This window comes from Pirellulales bacterium (genome assembly GCA_019636345.1).
GTDB lineage: Bacteria > Planctomycetota > Planctomycetia > Pirellulales > Lacipirellulaceae.
Window position 1 is genome coordinate 57,254 of record JAHBXQ010000008.1, and the last position, 17,231, is coordinate 74,484.

15 protein-coding genes are annotated in these 17,231 nt (G+C 66.2%); 12 read left to right on the plus strand and 3 right to left on the minus strand.

Annotated features, from left to right (window positions below; translation table 11 throughout):
* The first annotated feature begins 16 nt into the window (after positions 1–16).
* From KF688_16780 to KF688_16790, 3 genes are all read left to right on the plus strand, one after another.
* Positions 17–1,867, plus strand: a complete 1,851-nt coding sequence (locus KF688_16780; protein MBX3427336.1) for a 2-oxoacid:acceptor oxidoreductase subunit alpha — start codon at positions 17–19, stop codon at positions 1,865–1,867.
* Between the two features lie 186 nt (positions 1,868–2,053).
* Positions 2,054–3,079, plus strand: a complete 1,026-nt coding sequence (locus KF688_16785) for a 2-oxoacid:ferredoxin oxidoreductase subunit beta (GenBank protein MBX3427337.1) — start codon at positions 2,054–2,056, stop codon at positions 3,077–3,079.
* A gap of 113 nt (positions 3,080–3,192) precedes the next feature.
* Positions 3,193–3,714, plus strand: coding sequence for a CBS domain-containing protein (locus KF688_16790; protein MBX3427338.1), 522 nt, complete (start codon positions 3,193–3,195; stop codon positions 3,712–3,714).
* Positions 3,715–3,807: 93 nt separating this feature from the next.
* Here KF688_16790 and KF688_16795 read toward each other — a convergent pair whose 3' ends face one another.
* A complete protein-coding gene (locus tag KF688_16795; protein ID MBX3427339.1) occupies positions 3,808–3,987 on the minus strand; it encodes a hypothetical protein in 180 nt (59 codons plus the stop codon).
* Positions 3,988–4,665: 678 nt separating this feature from the next.
* Here KF688_16795 and KF688_16800 point away from each other — a divergent pair.
* The 3 genes from KF688_16800 to KF688_16810 all read left to right on the plus strand — a co-directional run bounded on the left by KF688_16800 (position 4,666) and on the right by KF688_16810 (position 9,153).
* On the plus strand, positions 4,666–5,097 hold the full coding sequence (locus tag KF688_16800) for a hypothetical protein (GenBank protein MBX3427340.1): 432 nt from the start codon (positions 4,666–4,668) through the stop codon (positions 5,095–5,097).
* A 228-nt stretch (positions 5,098–5,325) separates the two neighbouring features.
* A complete protein-coding gene (gene uvrA / locus KF688_16805) occupies positions 5,326–8,193 on the plus strand; it encodes an excinuclease ABC subunit UvrA (protein MBX3427341.1) in 2,868 nt (955 codons plus the stop codon).
* 300 nt (positions 8,194–8,493) lie between these two features.
* Positions 8,494–9,153 (plus strand): PEP-CTERM sorting domain-containing protein, encoded by a 660-nt coding sequence (locus KF688_16810; GenBank protein ID MBX3427342.1) that lies wholly within the window; start codon positions 8,494–8,496, stop codon positions 9,151–9,153.
* A gap of 97 nt (positions 9,154–9,250) precedes the next feature.
* Here the strand turns inward: KF688_16810 and hemG are convergent, their stop codons facing one another.
* Positions 9,251–10,723, minus strand: a complete 1,473-nt coding sequence (gene hemG, locus KF688_16815) for a protoporphyrinogen oxidase (GenBank protein MBX3427343.1) — start codon at positions 10,721–10,723, stop codon at positions 9,251–9,253.
* A gap of 300 nt (positions 10,724–11,023) precedes the next feature.
* Here hemG and KF688_16820 point away from each other — a divergent pair, with 300 nt between their 5' ends.
* From KF688_16820 to KF688_16840, 5 genes are all read left to right on the plus strand, one after another.
* Entirely contained in the window at positions 11,024–11,458 is a 435-nt protein-coding gene (locus KF688_16820; protein ID MBX3427344.1) for a VanZ family protein, read from the plus strand.
* 454 nt (positions 11,459–11,912) lie between these two features.
* Positions 11,913–12,308 carry an S-adenosylmethionine decarboxylase gene (locus KF688_16825; GenBank protein MBX3427345.1) on the plus strand — a complete coding sequence of 132 codons (396 nt, stop codon included), beginning with the start codon at positions 11,913–11,915 and terminating at the stop codon, positions 12,306–12,308.
* Positions 12,305–12,787: an SET domain-containing protein gene (locus tag KF688_16830; GenBank protein ID MBX3427346.1), complete on the plus strand. Its 483-nt coding sequence runs from the start codon at positions 12,305–12,307 to the stop codon at positions 12,785–12,787. The genes KF688_16825 and KF688_16830 overlap by 4 nt, the downstream gene beginning before the upstream one ends.
* 351 nt (positions 12,788–13,138) lie before the next feature.
* On the plus strand, positions 13,139–13,876 hold the full coding sequence (locus tag KF688_16835) for a hypothetical protein (GenBank protein MBX3427347.1): 738 nt from the start codon (positions 13,139–13,141) through the stop codon (positions 13,874–13,876).
* Positions 13,877–13,974: 98 nt separating this feature from the next.
* A complete protein-coding gene (locus tag KF688_16840) occupies positions 13,975–15,027 on the plus strand; it encodes a hypothetical protein (protein ID MBX3427348.1) in 1,053 nt (350 codons plus the stop codon).
* Here the strand turns inward: KF688_16840 and KF688_16845 are convergent.
* Positions 14,936–15,334 (minus strand): hypothetical protein, encoded by a 399-nt coding sequence (locus KF688_16845; GenBank protein ID MBX3427349.1) that lies wholly within the window; start codon positions 15,332–15,334, stop codon positions 14,936–14,938. The two genes, KF688_16840 and KF688_16845, sit on opposite strands and share 92 nt — an antisense overlap.
* Positions 15,335–16,243: 909 nt before the next feature.
* Here KF688_16845 and KF688_16850 point away from each other — a divergent pair.
* Positions 16,244–17,014, plus strand: a complete 771-nt coding sequence (locus KF688_16850; protein ID MBX3427350.1) for a hypothetical protein — start codon at positions 16,244–16,246, stop codon at positions 17,012–17,014.
* Positions 17,015–17,231: the final 217 nt, after the last annotated feature.

A 17,231-nucleotide genomic window follows, 5' to 3' on the forward strand; every position in this document is an offset into this window, starting at 1 on the left:
GGACCCCTCGGCAACCATGAGCACCGTCGCTTCCAAGTCGGTTTCGCAACTCGAAGACGCCACCGTTCGCTTCTGCGGCGACTCGGGGGACGGCATGCAGTTGGCCGGGACGCAGCTCACCAACACGTCGGCGCTGGCGGGGAACGACATCGCCACGTTCCCCGACTTCCCCGCCGAGATCCGCGCTCCCCGCGGCACCAAGGCGGGGGTCTCGGGCTTTCAGATCCACTTCTCCAGCAGCGAGATCTTCACCCCCGGCGACACGGTCGACGCCCTGGTGGCGATGAACCCCGCCGCCCTGGCGACGAATCTGCAAGACCTGCGCGACGGCGGCGTGCTGATCGTCAACAAGGACGCCTTTGACAAGAAGGGGCTCGAGCAGGCCGGCTACACGAGCAATCCCGTCGACGACGGCAGTCTCAGCGGCAAGTACAAGTTTCACGCCGTCGAAATGACCAAGCTCACCCGACTGGCGGTCGAGCCGTTCGGCCTGGGGACGAAGGAGGCGGACCGTTGCCGCAACTTCTTCGCCATGGGACTCACGTTCTGGCTGTACGACCGGTCGATGGAGCCGACGCTGCGGTTCATCGAGGCGAAGTTCGGCAAGAAGGTCGAGATCGCCGGCGCCAACACGGCCGCCCTCAAAGCGGGGTACCACTACGGCGAAACCGTCGAGGCGATGAACACTCAGTACCAGGTCGCTCCGGCGAAACTGGTCCCCGGCAAGTACCGCAACATCATGGGGAACGAGGCGACCGCCATGGGGCTGATCGCCGCCGCCCACCTGTCGGGGAAGCGGTTGTTCCTGGGCGCCTACCCGATCACCCCGGCCAGCGACATCCTCCATGAACTTGCCAAGCACAAAAACTTCGACGTCCTCACCTTCCAGGCCGAGGACGAGATCGCGGCGATGACCGCGACGATCGGCGCCGCGTTCGCCGGCGAGATGGCGGTCACCGCCTCCAGCGGCCCGGGCATCGCGCTCAAGGGCGAGGGAATGGGCTTGGCCGTCATGACCGAGCTGCCGATGGTCGTCATCAACGTCCAGCGCGGCGGACCCTCGACCGGGCTCCCCACGAAGACCGAGCAGGCCGACCTGTTCCAGGCCGTGTACGGCCGCAACGGCGAGTGCCCGATGCCCGTGATCGCGGCCCGCAGCCCCGCCGATTGCTTCGACGCGGTTCAAGAAGCGTGGCGCCTTGCCGTGCGGTTCATGACCCCGGTGATGCTGCTGACCGACGGCTACATCGCCAACGGGTCGGAGCCGTGGAAGCTGCCGGAGTTGGATGAACTGCCCAAGGTGGCCGTCACGCATCCGGAGGGGACCGACAACGGCGACGAATTCCTCCCGTACAAACGCGACGAGCGGCTCGCTCGGCCGTGGGCGATCCCCGGCACCGCCGGACTGATGCACCGCATCGGCGGCCTCGAGAAGCAGGACGGCACGGGCAACGTCAGCTACGACCCGATGAATCATCAGCACATGGTCAACACCCGGGCGAAGAAGGTGGCCCTGGTCGCCGACGACGTGCCGCCGCAGGAACTCGACGGGCCCGAACAGGGCGACCTGCTTGTGCTCAGTTGGGGCGGCACCTACGGCGCCTGCGCCACGGCGGTCCACCGCGTGCAGCGCACCGGCAAGTCGGTCAGCCACTGCCATCTGCGGTACATCAACCCGCTCCCCCGCAACCTGGGCGAAATCTTCGATAACTTCAAAACCGTGCTGATTCCCGAATTGAACCTCGGCCAGCTCCGCACGGTGATTCGCAGCAACTACCTCGTCGACGCGATCGGCCTGAACAAGGTGCAAGGAAAGCCCTTCAGCGTGGCCGAGATCGTCGAGAAGATCGAAAACCTGCTGGCTTAATCATTCCCTTCCATCCAAGTCGTTCCTTTTTTCGCCACGGAGTGCGCAGAGCTCGCCGAGCAGGCTGCCTGAATCCCAAGACCGATTCTTCGTCGAACCGGGTCCTGGGAACTTGGGCATGGGTCATTCCCTGCTTGGCGGCCTCCGCGCTCTCTGCGGCGAACACTCAAGGTCATCCTCACTGCCATGGCTATTGACGCTCCGTTGCCGGTCCTCAAACCCGCCGATTTTGCCAGCAATCAGGACGTGCGCTGGTGCCCCGGGTGCGGCGATTACTCGATTCTCGCCCAGATGAAGAAGGTCCTCCCCTCGTTGGGAGTCCCCCGCGAAAACATCGTGTTCATCAGCGGCATCGGCTGCAGCAGCCGGTTCCCGTACTACATGAACACCTACGGCATGCACAGCATCCACGGCCGGGCGCCGGCGGTGGCCTCGGGGCTGAAGACCTGCCGTCCCGACCTGCAGGTGTGGGTCATCACCGGCGACGGCGACGGGTTGTCGATCGGCGGCAACCACCTGATGCACTGCATCCGCCGGAACATGGACCTGAACATCGTCCTGTTCAACAACCGAATTTACGGGCTCACCAAGGGTCAGTACTCCCCCACGTCCCCCCTGGGGAAGAAGACCAAGAGCACCCCGATGGGGGCGGTCGACAACCCGCTCCACCCGCTGTCGATCGCCATCGGGTGCGAGGCGACGTTCGTGGCCCGCTCCATCGATACCAACATCCAGCACCTGGCCGACACCCTGGCCCGCGCCGCCGCCCACAAGGGGACCTCGTTCATCGAGGTCTACCAGAACTGCAACGTGTTCAACGACGGCGCCTGGGACTATGCCAAGGACAAGGAGAGCAAGGCCGACACGACGCTCGAACTCGAGCACGGCAAGCCGCTCATCTTCGGCAAGGATCGCACCAAGGGGATCCGCCTCAACGGCATGAACCCCGAAGTCGTCGAGTTGGGCAAGGGGATCAACGAGGACGATCTGCTGTTCCACGACGAGAAGGCCGTCGAGCCGACCCTCGCGTATCTGCTGTCCCGCATGCGGTACGAGGACGGCTTCCCCGAGCCGATCGGCGTGTTCCGCGCGGTCGACGCCCCGCTGTACGACGTCGAAGTCAACAAGCAGATCGAGGAAGCGATCCAAACCCGCGGCCCCGGCGACCTGGAAAAGCTGCTCCACAGCGGCGAGACTTGGACCGTAGCCTAAACGCACGGCAAAACGGAGCAAAGAAACAGAGAAGTCGCCTTTCGTTCTTGCGTCCTTGACCCGTTCCGCCTGGACCGCTTCCTTCGCCCTCAGCGACCCCCGGACCCGCCCGTATGAACATGCTCTGCCCCTACTGCGGCGCCGAGGTGCTCGAGGGCGCCGACGTCTGCGACGAGTGCCAGCACTCGCTCACCGACATGAGCTTCCCCGAGCCGGTCTCGGAGGTCGAGCGGGGGCTGCTGCGCGACCGGGTCGACACGCTCCGCCCGCACGTCCCGGTGACGGTCCCCCCGACGGCCGCATTGGCCTCGGTGCTCCAGACGATGATCGCCGAGAGGATCGGCTGCGTCGTCGTCGCCGAAGCGGGCCGCATGGTCGGCATCTTCACCGAGCGGGACGCCCTGCTGCGCGTGAACGCCGACGCCGCGAAGCTGGCCGATCGGCCAATCTCGACGGTGATGACCCCCAACCCGGCGACGCTCAAGGCCGACGACAAGATCGCCCTGGCCCTGCATCGGATGAACGTCGGCGGCTACCGCCACCTGCCGATCCTCGACGGCGAACAACTCGTCGGCGTGATCTCGATCCGCGACATCCTGGCGTACCTCACCCAGCGCAACGCGGCGACGGGGTGAGAGGGCGACCTCCGTCCGTGAGTCGTCGAGTCCCTGCTCCCTGCAGCATGGCCGGGACACAGCCCCTCCCAGCAGGAGGCTTGCCGAGCCGGCTCAGCACCGGCTTGGGCTTGAACCCGTCGGCGCGGCCGCGGCGCCGAGGGCCTGGGTTCGTTCAAGCTTCATCGCTTCGTTGAGGACGACTTCGAGGACTTGGGCGAGGCCGTCGAAGCCGTGCGCGGCGCGGAGTTGGACAACTTCGTCGACGACGGTAGATTGCAGTTCGCGGGGCATGGCGGAGCTTCCGTTCCGAGGGAGTGATTGAGAACCAATCCCCACGCGGAAACCGTCTTGGCCCGCCCTTTTCAAGCCGCTTGGTGTTCGCACGCCGCGCCAACGCGGCCCCCTGACGGGGACTCTTACAGAACAGAGGGTACACTAACAGCGGAAGCCCAGCGATTGGTGATTGGGCTGATATCGGCGCCAGTGCATGCAATGGCGCCCGGCGACAAGGCCAAAACCGTCCGCTCAATTTCCCGCGAGATTCCGGTGGAAAATGGGCCACTGCATTGCGTAGAACAGAGGCTGCCAACCGCGCGCTTCGCCCGCGCTTGCGACGCAGCGCGCGACGTTGCCAATGGCAACATCAGCCCCCGGCTCTGCCGGGGGGGCGATTACCGTTGGGGCAAGCGTTACGCCTTTGGTGCGAAACCCCCGGCCAGAGGCCGGGGCTGCCTGCGCGCGGGAGGCATCCCATTGCCACGCGGGACTCCAGTTCGGAGCGACGGTGGGAGAGATGCTTCTTGCTTGCGCACTCCCTTGAGGACAACCGGCGCTGCCCGCTCACGAGGACGAGAGCATGGCACACGGTCGGGGCGGAGGTCTGCGTGCCATGCCTTCGTCCGCGTAGGCATGTCTGGGTGAACCACGCGGAGCATGCTCACGAGGACGAGAGCATGGCACGAACCGAACTTGGTCTCGAAGACCCTCAGGGGGCGCGACAAGGCCGGAATCGTCCGCTCAATTTCCCGCGAGATTCCGGTAGAAAATGGGCCGCCGCATCGCGTAGAACAGATCCTGCCAGCCGCGCGCTTCGCCTGCGCTTGCGACGCAATCGCGCGCCGGGCGCGAGCCGCGACGGGTCGCGAGTTTTGCTCGCCCGCCGCGAGTTTTGCTAGCAAAACCAGCCGCCCCGCGACCGCCGTCCCGGCACGCAAGATGTTGACTCCCAACAAGTTCGGCAAACCCTCCCCCGCTCCGCAGCCCGGGGTTTTGCACGAGATAATGATGGAGTTTTGCTCGCCGGCAAAATGGCAACGCGTTCTCGGCGCCCCGCCGCCGGAGATTCGTGCTCCGAAAAATCGCGAAGTTTTGCTCCTAGCAAAACGCATCGGGGCCCCGTAGCGAGTTTTCACGAACGAAGACCCGCGTGGCGCTCGATCGACCTGCTCGACAGACAGGTCTCGCCGACGTGAGCGCCCTCCCGTTCACGACTCCCCGAAATACTGGTCCAGGGACGCCCCGCCTCGCGCATTGTGTTGTCTCCCCCGCTCCTGCGAGGTACTCTGACCTGTTTGGCCCCTGGTCGCGGGGGCTCGCTGGAGACTGGCCGGGGCCGGGGGACTGGGGCTGATGGCGACGGCGGACGTGGAGATCGAGCACGAGCGCGAGGCGGCTCCGACTGCAATTCGCATTCGCGGTGCGCGGACTCACAATCTCAAGAACGTCGATCTCGACATTCCCCAGCACGCGCTCGTGGCGATCACGGGGCTCTCCGGATCGGGCAAGAGCTCGCTGGCGTTCGACACGTTGCTGGCCGAGGGGCAGCGGCAGTACGTCGAGAGTCTGAGCGTGTACGCTCGGCAGTTCTTTCAGCAAATGCAGCGGCCCGACGTCGACGTCATCGAGGGGCTGCAGCCGACGATCGCCATCGACCAACACGCGGCCAGCGCCAACCCGCGCAGCACGGTCGCCACGGTGACCGAGATCTACGATTACCTGCGGGTGCTCATGGCCCGTACGGGGGACGTCTCTTGTCCGCAGTGCGGCACGGCGATCGCGCAGCAGACGCCGGCGGAAATCCAGCAGGCGATCCTCGGCCTGCCCGAAGGGACCAAGGCGATGGTGCTCGCCCCCATGGTCCGCGGGCGCAAGGGGAAACACGCCGAAGTCATGGAGCGGATTCGCAAGGAAGGCTTCCTGCGAGTGCGGGTCGACGGGGTGACGTTCGAGGTCGAGGACGTCCCCGAGTTGGCCGCCGCGAAGGCGCACGACATCGAGGCGGTCGTCGACCGGGTCGTACTCCGCGAGGGGCTCGACAGCCGGCTTGCCGAGTCGGTGCGGCTGGCGCTCAAGCACGGCGAGGGGGCGCTGCGGCTGGTGTACCTCACCCCCGAGGCGAAGGAGTCGGCCGGCGGCGCCGACACCCGCGAGGCGACCGCCGAGCACGGCTGGTGCGAGCGGGTGTTCAGCACCCAATACGCCTGCCCCGACTGCAAGCTCAGCCTGGCGGAAGTCGAGCCGCGGATGTTCAGCTTCAACAGCCCGTACGGCGCCTGCCCCGCGTGCGAAGGGCTGGCGGCCCGCGAGGGGTTCGACCCGCAGTTGGTCGTGCCGGATCCGAGCCTGTCGCTGGCCACGGGGGCGATCGCGCCGTGGCGGGCGTCCTCGGCTGCGGCGCGGACGAAGCAGGAGGCGCTGCTGACCCCGTTTTTGGCGCGGGCCAAGGTCGAGTGGACCGCCCCGCTGGCCGAATGGCCCGAGGGGGCGCGAACCAAGCTGCTGTCCGGGGACAACGGCAAATGGCCGGGGCTTTTGGCCCACTTGGAGATGGACTACGCCGGGGCCAAGAACGACGCGGTTCGGCAGCGACTCGTCGCGTTTCGCTCGGTGCTCGCTTGCGGCGAGTGCGGCGGTTCGCGGCTGCGGCCCGAGGCCCGCTCGTGCCGACTCGCGGGGAAGGCGATCCACGAAATCGTCGCCCTGACGGTCGACGGCGCCGCGGAATACTTCGCCCGTCTGACGTTCGATCCGTCGCTCGCGCCGATCGGCGAACCGCTCGTCGCCGAGATCAAGAAGCGATTGGCGTTCTTGCAGCAGGTGGGGGTCGAGTACCTGTCGCTTGATCGGGCGGCCGACTCGCTCTCCGGCGGCGAAATGCAGCGCGTGCGGCTGGCTACGGGGATCGGCTCGGGGCTGGTGGGAGTGCTGTACATTCTCGATGAACCGTCGATCGGACTTCACCCCCGCGACAACGCCCGGTTGATCGCCGCGCTGCGCAACTTGCAGCGGCAGGGGAACACCGTGCTGGTCGTCGAGCACGACGAAGCGCTGATCGCCGCGGCCGACTGGGTGGTCGACATGGGACCCGGCGCGGGGCACCGCGGGGGCCAGGTGATCGCCGAGGGAACGCCCGCCGACATTGCCGAGGATTCCGCCTCGTTGACGGGCGGGTACCTGTCGGGCCGACTGCGGATCGAGCCTCCCTCCGCGCGCCGCAAACCGGCGAAGACCCGGATGCTGGAACTCGAAGGCGCCACGCACCACAACTTGCGCAACGTGAGCTTGGCGGTTCCGCTGGGGTGCTTCACCTGCGTCACGGGGGTGAGCGGCTCGGGCAAAAGCTCGCTGGTGATCGATACGCTGGCCCGGGCCCTGGCGGTCAAGCTCAACGGCGCCGGGGGGCGCCCGGGGGCCTTCGCCGCGCTGCGCGGGGCGGCCAAGCTCGACCGCTTGGTCCATGTCGACCAGTCTCCCATCGGTCGCACGCCGCGCTCGAATCCCGCGACGTTCACCGGCATTTTCGACGAGGTCCGCCGCGTCTTCGCCGGCACGAAACATGCCAAGCAACTGGGGTACAAACTGGGACGGTTCAGCTTCAACACCAAGGGGGGCCGCTGCGAGGAGTGCCAAGGCCAAGGGGTGCAGCGAATCGAGATGCGGTTCCTGCCCGATCTGTTCGTCCCCTGCCCCGCGTGCCACGGACGACAATTCAATCGGCAGACCCTGGCAGTGCGGTACAAGGACAAGTCGATCGCCGACGTGCTGGCGATGAGCGTCGACGAGGCGGTCGAGTTCTTCGAGAACCACGCTGCGATCCACGGCGTCGTGACAAGCTTGCGCGACGTGGGGCTGGGGTATCTGACCCTAGGACAGCGGAGCACGACCCTCTCGGGGGGCGAAGCCCAGCGGATCAAGCTCGCCTCGGAACTGGGCCGCCCCGCGAGCGGCAAGACGCTGTACATTCTCGACGAACCGACCACGGGGCTCCACACCGACGACGTCGGCCGATTGCTGGGGGTGCTGCAGAAGCTGGTCGACCTGGGCCACACGGTGGTGGTCATCGAGCACCAGCTCGACGTCATCCGCTGCGCCGATTGGGTCGTCGACCTCGGCCCCGAGGGAGGCGCCGGCGGGGGGGAGATCCTGATCACGGGGACCCCGGAGGAAGTCGCCGCATGCGAGGCGAGCCACACGGGGCGGTGGCTGCGGGGTGCGTAAACCCCTCAATCGTGGGGTGTTCGCCCCCTTATGCGTGACGATCCGGTGAGGTTTCGGCCTTTCGGAACAGCCGGCGGATCGCTCGATTCATTGGAATTCCCCGAGATCTAGCCCGTTTCGTTCGCAGGGCAAGTCGCTTTCAAACGGCCGCGACTCCCTGCAAGAAGGTCTTTTTTGCGCAGAAGTTTGCGGACTCGGAGAAGTCCGTCTACTTTACGGATGACCGTGCCAGTTGCGATCGTCGGGGCACGTGTTTTACTTTTTTTGCGATCGCTAATCTTCCAACATCGAGTCGATCTCATGAACCGAACCTACGTTCCGCTACGAGCGACCGCGCTCGTCTTGCTCGCGTGCCTGGGCGCCCAGGTGCAGGCCGCGAGCGTTTCACTAACGGTCGACGTCACGTTCAATACTCCGGGAGATATCCATTCCGGCGGCACATGGATCACAGTCGCAAAGGCCGACGAGTCGGGACTCGCAGGCATCTCCTACAACTTTGTTGTAGCCACCGTCAACTTCGACCCCGTGACCGGTTTTGACGTCAAGCCGCCGAGTTTCGACGTCGCCGTGTCGGCGATCTTCTCGGGAACGTTCCGCCAGATTGTCGAAGGAGACGATCTTTTTCCGGCGCCTGTCCTGGGGGTTGGGCTTGGCGGCGGCCCCTATGTTGATCCGCCTAGCGTGATGATCGCTCCCGGCAACTCCAATCTTGGTTCCTTCACGGGCGCCGCCACGCTCGCCCGTGGCACGTTCAACTCGGGGGTCATTCCCACTTGGCACGGGACAGGGACTGGCCGTGCGGACGCCAACGTTTTCAATTCTGCGGGACAAGCGATCCAGGCGTCGGTCCAAACGACCGTGCGTTACGTCAACATTCCCGAGCCGGCGACGATCGTCCTGTTGGGGATCGGCGGTTGTGCAGCGATTGTGCTGCGACGCATGTCGTGTCCGGCGACGTAGCAGTCTTCGTGCAATGTCCTGAAGTACGAAATAGAACTTGAGGTTGCGGGGGCCGAGTCTCACTGAGGCTCGGCCCGCCCTCCTCGGCGAGACGGAGCTACCGTAGCGCGGCGAGGCGTTCCGCCGCGGCGCGGCCGCTGGCGATGCATTGCGGGATGCCGACGCCCCGGTAGGCGTTGCCGGCCAGCGCGAGACCCGCGAGCGCCGTCGTGCGGGCTTCGATCGCCTCGACCAGTTGCACGTGCCCTACGTCGTACTGCGGCATCGCGTCGCGCCAGCGGGCGACGTCGCTCCACAGCGGTTCGCCCCGCAGCCCCAGCAGCCGGTCCAACTCGCGCCGGACCGTGGCGACCAGTTCGGCGTCGTCGCGATCGACCAGTTCGGGCGCGAGCGCCCCGCCGACGAACGCCCGCAGGTGAACGCACTCCTCCGGGACGCGGCCTGGATATTTCACGCTCGCGAAACTGCCCGCCACGAGGGCCATCCTCTCGATCGCCGGGACGACGAAGCCGAATCCGTCGAGCGCATGGGCGAGGTGCTCGCGGCGGAACCCCAACCCGACCACGGCGCTCGATGCGCACCGGATGCGGCCGACAAGCCCTGCGAGCTCGACGTCGGTCGATTCCAGGAGCTTAGCCGCAAGCGGCGCCTGGGTCGCGAGGATCACGGCGTCGAACGTTTCCTCGCACTGCCGCCCGGCGCTCGCCAGCGTCAACCGCCATGAACCGTCCTCGTTGCGAGCGAGTCGTTCGACGCTCGTCTCCCGTTGCACCGTTCCGCCGGGGAGCGCCGCGGCGATCGCGTCGATCAGTTCGCCGAGTCCCCCTTGCAGCGAGACGAACAGTCCGTAGCGGGCGCCGTGAGCAAGCTCGTCCGTCGACGGCGACTCGGATTGGGTCGTACGCCTGACGAGCCTCCGCCACGCGGCGCGCGTAAGGCTGCCGTGCTCGCGCTCGGCGGCGAGGAACTCGGGCATCGTCGCCGCGAGACTGAGTCGCTCGGCGTCGGCGACGTAGATTCCGGCCAAGAGCGGTTGCACGAGCCGCTCGAACGCCTCGCGTCCCAAACGGCGCGTCGCGAAACGCGCCACGCTTTCGTCGTATCCCGGCTGGCGCACCGTCGCAGGGACGCGAACCAGCGGTTCGGCGAGGAGGCGCAGTTTGCCGGGCCAGCTCAGCGCGCGGCTCTTGAGAACGCCGCCGATCGTGTTGGCCCGCATCAACACGAACCCCTCGGGGGTCGGCAGCAGTCGGCCGTCGCGCACGACGAGCGCTCGGCGGTGCTCGGAATTCGTGCCGACGATCTGTTCGGCGATTCCCAATTCGCGGCACAGCGCGATCGCCTCGGGCAGTTTGGTCGTGAAGCTGTCGGCCCCGCGCTCGACGAGCCAGCCGTCGCGCCGGACCGTATCGAGCGGGCCTCCCAGGCGCGAGCTCCGTTCGAGAAGTCGCAGTTCGACGTCGGGGCGCAAGGAATGCAAGCGGTGGGCGGCGGCCAGCCCCGCGATCCCCCCGCCGATGATCGCCGCCCGGGGTCGCGACGCGGATTCAGGTTGCGTAGAACCGCTCACAGGCCTGCTTGCCGACGTTTGTCGGCGAACGAGAAAAAACCCACGGATCGCCGCGGTCGTCAGACGGCATTGTGGGGCGTCGAGAGGCGATTGTCGACCGGCGGCATGGCCGGCGAACCGAGCGGCGTCGCGACCCGTATGACGGAGAGCGCGCCGCCCCGGAGTCGATTCGGGGGTACGCCGATACTCGCTTCTCAACTACAATCGAATAGGTCGCGATACCTGCAAACGCAGCGGCGCCAGCACCGGCGCCGTCGCCTCGCCGGTCGGCCGCACGACTGAGAACCCCGAACATCCGTCATGACCGAGCCGACTTCCGACGACCCTCGCTGGCGGCGTTACGCGGTTCGCGCCCGCACGCTGGCCGTCGCTTACTTTCTGGTTCTCGCCACCGCGACCCACTGGCCGGACGTCTCGACCGGCGGCTTCTCGCTAAGCGACAAGGTCATCCACCTCGGCGCCTACTTGATGCTGACGGTGTTGACGCTGCTGGGTTGGGAACTGACGATCGGGCGGCTCGAACCGAAGCACTTCTTCGCGGTGTGGCTCGCCGGGACGCTGTATGGAATCCTCGACGAGGTGCTGCAGACGCCCGTGGGTCGCGATTGCGACGTTCACGACTGGCTGGCCGATGTGTTGGGGATCGTGCTCGGACTGCTCGTCTATCAAGCGGGCCGGGCACTGGCGCGACGGATGTTCTGTCCTCCCGTCGTGCAAGCCGCGCCGGGCCAGTGAGCGCCGCTCCGCTCGCCGGATCAAGCCGCTCGCGGTCGCAGCGATTGGAGCCCTCGGGAACGCGACGTCGCTCGTCTGGGGGCGGCGCAGACCTCGACCTCGGCCGCCGTTTGAACGTTCAGAAAACGCGTCGCGGAATTGACCACATTCTGAACAATCGACAGCGATCCGATTCGGTAAAAATAGGCCCAAACAGGCGCCATCGCCATTGACTCCCGCGGCGGCTCGTTCGTAAACTTCTTCGCGATCTTCAACGATCTCCGTCGTGCCCGCACGCCTCGCCTGACGCGACGGCGACGGAGCACAAAAGGCGGCCGCCTTCGGTTCCTGGACCGGAATGTTCGGCGCCTTCGGCATCCGCTCATAGCCGTTCTCTGACGGCTACCCGCCTACCGAAATCTGCCGGACGCAATTTCGGCTCTCTTGAGCTGCTTCCCCCCCTTGGAGGAGTCCTGTGTCGACTGCTGCGCTTGCTGAGTATCGTCGCATCATCCACAACGGTCGGCCGCACTACGGTCAGCACCTGATCGCCACCTGCCTGGGGTGCAACGAGGCGATCCTGTCGATCGAACGGATGAGCGAGTTTTTGAAAGTCATGGCGGACGAAATCGACATGGTGCGCTACGGCGAGCCGCTCGTGGCGCGGTTCGGCGGCGGCATCGAGACCGGGATTTCCGGCGTCCAACTGATCGAGACCAGCGCGATCGTCATTCACACCAACGACGCTCACCGCGACATGTATCTCGACGTGTTCAGTTGCAAGAGTTTCAAGGAAGAGACCGTCCGGCGCGTGCTCGACGAATTCCTGCTTCCGACTTCCGTGGATTGCGAGGTGATGTACCGCAAATGAGACTCTATCCCGACTTTCTGCCCGTGATCTCCGGCGAACCTGTCGTCGGCGATTTTGAGGTGGCACGGATCGACGCCGAGCGGGGTGAAGGGGTGATTGCACAACGGAGGTTCTCCGCCGGAGAGCCCCTGTTCCGCATGAACGGGATCCCCAAACGCGAAATCACGCAACACACCCTGCAAATGGGGCCGGGGCGGCATCTGCACGATCCCTGGGTCGCCGGCAAGGTGCTCCACAGCTGCGAACCCAACTCGCGACTCGACGTCAAGACGCGAAGGTTTTACGCGGTGCGCGACATCGCCCCCGGCGATCTGCTCACCATGGACTACGACGAGACCGAGGACGTCCTCTTCCGCAGCTTCGAATGTTGCTGCGGAGCGCCGTCCTGTCGGGGCCTGATCGCCGGACGCAATGTGCCGACGACGCTCGCCCCGCTGGTCGCCGTCGAGGACGCCGCGGCCTTGGCTGCGGCCGAATAGACCCGAAACGACGTTTGCTTGAAGTTTCGCCCCGGCCGGTTGCGACCCCCGAGGCTTGTCCCGTTCCTGCGGCGACAGGCCCCGCGGGCGCGATCGGCCGGGGTTGTTCGTTTTGTCGGACGACGCTGCGTGCGGTCGTCTCTCGTTGCGGCGGCTCGCGGATCTCTGCGCACGGGTCAGCTTGTCTCCCCCCCGGCGACTGCTAGCAAGCGCGTGCATGCATCGCCGCCGCGCGTTCGCGATCGCCGTATACGCGATCGCGAACAATCACTATTCTCGCCCCCCGTCGATTCGCGCACGCGCCGCCGAACGAAAGCGAGACCTGCCATGCTCCGTCCCAGTTTGTTTGTCATGTCAGCCGTCATCCTCATGAAGCTCGTCGGACCCTCGCCCGTCGCGGCGCAGGAGTTTCGCGTCGAGACCGAAGTGTTCGTCGGCTCCCAGCCCGAGCCGACCAGCACCTCGGTGACGCTCTTCGAGAAAGGGGCGGTGTACGACTTCTCCGACTCGCCGCCGCAGGTGGTCGTCTATCGTCGCGGCAACGAGGATCGTCCCGGGCAGTTCATCCTCCTCGACGGCCAGACGAAGCGCCGCACCGACGTGCCGGTCGATCGCCTCAACGCGTTGTTCGACAAAATCAACTCGTGGGCGGCGACGCAGGACGACAAACTGATGAAGTTCTCGGCCGCGCCGAAGTTCGACGTGACGTTCCAGCGCGACTTTGGTCAGCTCACCCTCGCCAGCAAAGAGTGGACCTACCAGGTCGCCACCGTGCCGGTCGAGGACGCTGCGGCGCTGATCCGATATCGCGATTTCACCGACGCTTACGCCAAGCTCAACGCCATGGTGTACGGCTCGCTCCCCCCGGGGCCGCGGCTGGCGCTCAACGAAGCGCTCGAGAAGCACGGCGTCATCCCCGTTGAAATCCGCCGCACGCTTGGCAAGGACGAGGACTCGCAAGTCCGAGCCGCCCACCTCTTTTCCTGGCGGTTGTCGCGCGAGGACCGGACCAGGATCGACGAAGCCCAGCGGTTCATCGCCAACTACGACAAGGTCGACAACGAGACCTATCGGACGGCGAAGAGGTAGCGAGGTTTGAGGGGCTTGGCGGCCGAGCCGATTTGCGCCTCCACCGAGGGCGACGGGCCGGATACAATCTTGGTTTTCGCCCCCTGCGACCGTCGTCGATGAGCTTGTGGTTTGCATCGAGCCTGCTGTTGGCGGCCCATTTGTTGGCCGTCAATTTGGCCAGCGGCGGACCGCTCGTGGCGGCGTGGCTCTTGGGACGCTCCGAGGCCGATGCCAACTTGGGCGCTCGGCTTCTGCGCTGGTCGCTCGCGACTCTGGCGATTGGCTCGCTGCTGGGAGGCGTCACGTTGCTCTTGCCGGGGCTGGGGCTGCGGGAAGCGTTCGGACGATTTCCCGCGAAGGCCTACATGTGGGCCGGGCTCGAACTCCTTTTCTCCGCGGCCTGCATCCTCGCGATGCTCGCGTGGCGCGGGTGGTTTCGTCGGCACGCCGTCGCCGCGTGGCTGATGGCGCTCGTGGCGTCGACGAATCTGCTCTACCACTTTCTCCCGTGGCTCGCGGTGATCGGCCGGATGGCCGTCGACCCGACCTGGGGGCCCCGCGGCGTGATCGACCGGAAGCAACTCCTGCAGCTTATGGGCGGCAGCGAGCCGATGTCGCTGTCGGCCCACGTCGTCTTGGCGTCGCTGGTCGTGCCGGCGCTCGCAGCCTTGGCGACCTTTCGCCGCGAATCGAAGCTGGCCGAACTTCCCACCGCGGACGGCCGCGTCCGCACGGCGCGCGGGCTGGCGATGTGGGCCCTCGTGCCCACGGTCTTGCAGTTGCCGGTCGGGGCGTGGGTGCTCGTCGGCGTCACGCCCGCGATCCGCACGGCCGCGATGGGGGGCGATCCGCTGGCCGCGGTTTGCTTCGCAGCGGGGGTGGCGGCGGCCCTTTACTTCACGCAAGTGCTTGCCGGACTCGCGCTGGGCGAGCTCGAACCGCGGGGGATCCGCCGCGCCGGCTGGCTGCTGGTCGTCACCGTGACGTTGATGACCGGCACGCTGCGCGCCGGCCGCATGGCCGCTCAACGGCCGAGTCCCGGCCGGCCGGCCGCCGCGACGGCATGGCCGTCGCCGACTATAACGAAATGCCCAACTGCTTTGCACGCAGCGTCAGCGCCGGCTGGAAGTAGACCATCGGCCGCAGGCGATGGCTGCCGGGCCGCGTGATGTACCGGTTGCGAGCCCAGAGGAACGTGCTGTCGACCAGCTTGCGCGGCAGGACCCCCTGCTCGACGCGCAGCACGACCAAATTGATGAACTCAATGTCGGCTTGCGTCGTCGCCTTGAGTCCCACGCGCAACTGGTCGCGCAGTTGCACTTGGCGACCGTTCTCGCCCGTCGTGCGCCCGATGGTCGCCGGAGTCACCGGCTGCAGAGCCGCCAACCGCGTTCCTGCCAACAGGGCCAGCGCCACGACCGCAGCGGTGATGGCAGGCCGAACGGCGAATCGACTCGCGGCGGCGATTGGCGTCATTTCAATTCTCCCCAACGAAAGGTACGGGTCCGCAGGGGCTTGTAGGGCGTTCCGCCTCGGTCGGCAAGGGCGGTTTGGGGCGATTCTTGAGACGAGAAGCCCGGGCCAGTGCGATCATGGGACGACGGAACAAGTTGACCGTGAGGCGAGGGACCATGTGTTACCCGTCTTTCTTTGGCGAGGCGCCGTTGTGCCGTCGACACGAGGTCCCAAAGGCCGACTGCCCCGCTGTCCTTTCGTCCCCATAGTCCCCCTGCTCCCCGTCCGTCCGGCATGTCTTTTGCTCGACCGGAATTCATTCGATTTGCCCCTTTCGTGAACTAGAATTAGGAGGTATCGTCCGCGTCCCCGCGAGCGAAAGCGTCCGCGGTGAAATCGGCTCACGCCGATGCGGTTGCCAAACCGATACCACGTTTGCGACCGACAGCAAGCATTTGACCGCGGCCGTTGTGCTGCGAACAATCCACCCCGCGCTTGTCGCCCTGGCTTTGGCCGAGCGACGGGCGCACCCAAGCCAAACTTCCTGGTCAAGATTCCGTCGGGAGGACCAATAATTCGGATCGGCCCGTCACGAACCATGGCAGCGCGCAGCGCTGTCCGAGGCGCGCCGTTCTTCCAGCGACTCCACCCAGTCGCAATCGGACCGGAAGTTTGATTCACGCCAGCCGCGGCGTCGGAACCCTCCGACGCCGCGGTTTTGCGTTCATGCGACTCGCATGATCTGGCTCTGCGCGGGATTCCGCTGGCGGGGAATCCGCCAATCGCCAGTCCGGGCGTACGATTCCTGGCTTTTTTGGCAAAGAACGGGTAACGCCGCGGCGAAATACTCGCTAGTTTCACCACATGCGAGTCGCCGGATCGCCCGGCCGCCGCCCGCTGCTTGCCACTCTCGAGTCCAGGAGCCCCGCCATGCTACGCCGCACACGTCCGCAGGTCGCCGTCGCGTGTTGTTGCCTTGTCCTGTTCGCCGGCTGCTCGGGCGGTTCCGGCGGCGGATACGCCACCCCCGAAGCCTGCTTCGACGGGATCCGCGATTCGCTGGCCAAGAAGGACTACAAGGGCGCCTTGAACTCCGTGACCGACGAATCGCAAAACATCGTCGCGGCCGGCATGGTCATGGCGGGGACGATGATCCAGGCCTTCTCCGGCATGGCGGCCGCGATGGGGGGCGATGAGGAGGCCGCCAAGGCCAAGGAAGCCGTCGCCGCCATCGCCAAGGTGATGGACAAGCACGGGATCAACGAGGACAAGCTCAAGAGCCTCGGCGAGGAGACCAACCCCATGATGGGCATGGGAGACGAAGCCGCGATGGCCAAAATCGCCGGGTTGCTGAGCGACAAGACCGGCTTCATCCTCGACATGGCCCAGGCGCTCAGCTCGATGGGCGACGGCCCGGGCCCCAGCCCGCAGGAAATGATCGACGCTCTCGCGTCCGCCAAGCTGACCGATCTGAAAATCGACGGCGACAAGGCGACCGCCACCATCGTCGCCGCGGACAAGCCGCCGGCGCCGATCGCGTTCCGCAAATCGGCCGACGGCTGGAAACTGCACATCGATCTCGAAGCGATGAAGGCTGGCGACGACGGCGAGATGTCGGGGCCTGAGTTTGGCGGCGAGTTCGGCGGCGAGTACGAGGCCGACGAAGCGATGGACGAAGAACTCGAAGCCGTCGAGCAGTAGTCCCGCTCGCGGCCGAGCGGATCGCGCCTGTTGCGTTTCGGACCGGCCAGCCGGAGGGTCAGATCAAGCAGCGTCGCCAGATCGAGCGCGTTGCGCATCAAGATCTGATTCATTTCGCGCGGAAGACCGGTGCGCACGAACTCCTGATAGACCGCGGGAATTTGACTGCCGGGAATGTCGTTCTAACGCGGCTGGGAATGCTGGCGCGGATTCGGGA

Bases quoted from the DNA above. Each gene is read 5' to 3' on its own strand.
- KF688_16830 (MBX3427346.1), top strand. From the start codon at position 12,305: ATGAGACTCTATCCCGACTTTCTGCCCGTGATCTCCGGCGAACCTGTC.
- uvrA (MBX3427341.1), top strand. From the start codon at position 5,326: ATGGCGACGGCGGACGTGGAGATCGAGCACGAGCGCGAGGCGGCTCCG.
- KF688_16835 (MBX3427347.1), top strand. From the start codon at position 13,139: ATGTCAGCCGTCATCCTCATGAAGCTCGTCGGACCCTCGCCCGTCGCG.
- KF688_16810 (MBX3427342.1), top strand. From the start codon at position 8,494: ATGAACCGAACCTACGTTCCGCTACGAGCGACCGCGCTCGTCTTGCTC.
- KF688_16785 (MBX3427337.1), top strand. From the start codon at position 2,054: ATGGCTATTGACGCTCCGTTGCCGGTCCTCAAACCCGCCGATTTTGCC.
- KF688_16840 (MBX3427348.1), top strand. From the start codon at position 13,975: ATGAGCTTGTGGTTTGCATCGAGCCTGCTGTTGGCGGCCCATTTGTTG.
- KF688_16850 (MBX3427350.1), top strand. From the start codon at position 16,244: ATGCTACGCCGCACACGTCCGCAGGTCGCCGTCGCGTGTTGTTGCCTT.
- KF688_16845 (MBX3427349.1), bottom strand. From the start codon at position 15,334: ATGACGCCAATCGCCGCCGCGAGTCGATTCGCCGTTCGGCCTGCCATC.
- KF688_16820 (MBX3427344.1), top strand. From the start codon at position 11,024: ATGACCGAGCCGACTTCCGACGACCCTCGCTGGCGGCGTTACGCGGTT.
- KF688_16790 (MBX3427338.1), top strand. From the start codon at position 3,193: ATGAACATGCTCTGCCCCTACTGCGGCGCCGAGGTGCTCGAGGGCGCC.
- KF688_16780 (MBX3427336.1), top strand. From the start codon at position 17: ATGAGCACCGTCGCTTCCAAGTCGGTTTCGCAACTCGAAGACGCCACC.
- KF688_16795 (MBX3427339.1), bottom strand. From the start codon at position 3,987: ATGCCCCGCGAACTGCAATCTACCGTCGTCGACGAAGTTGTCCAACTC.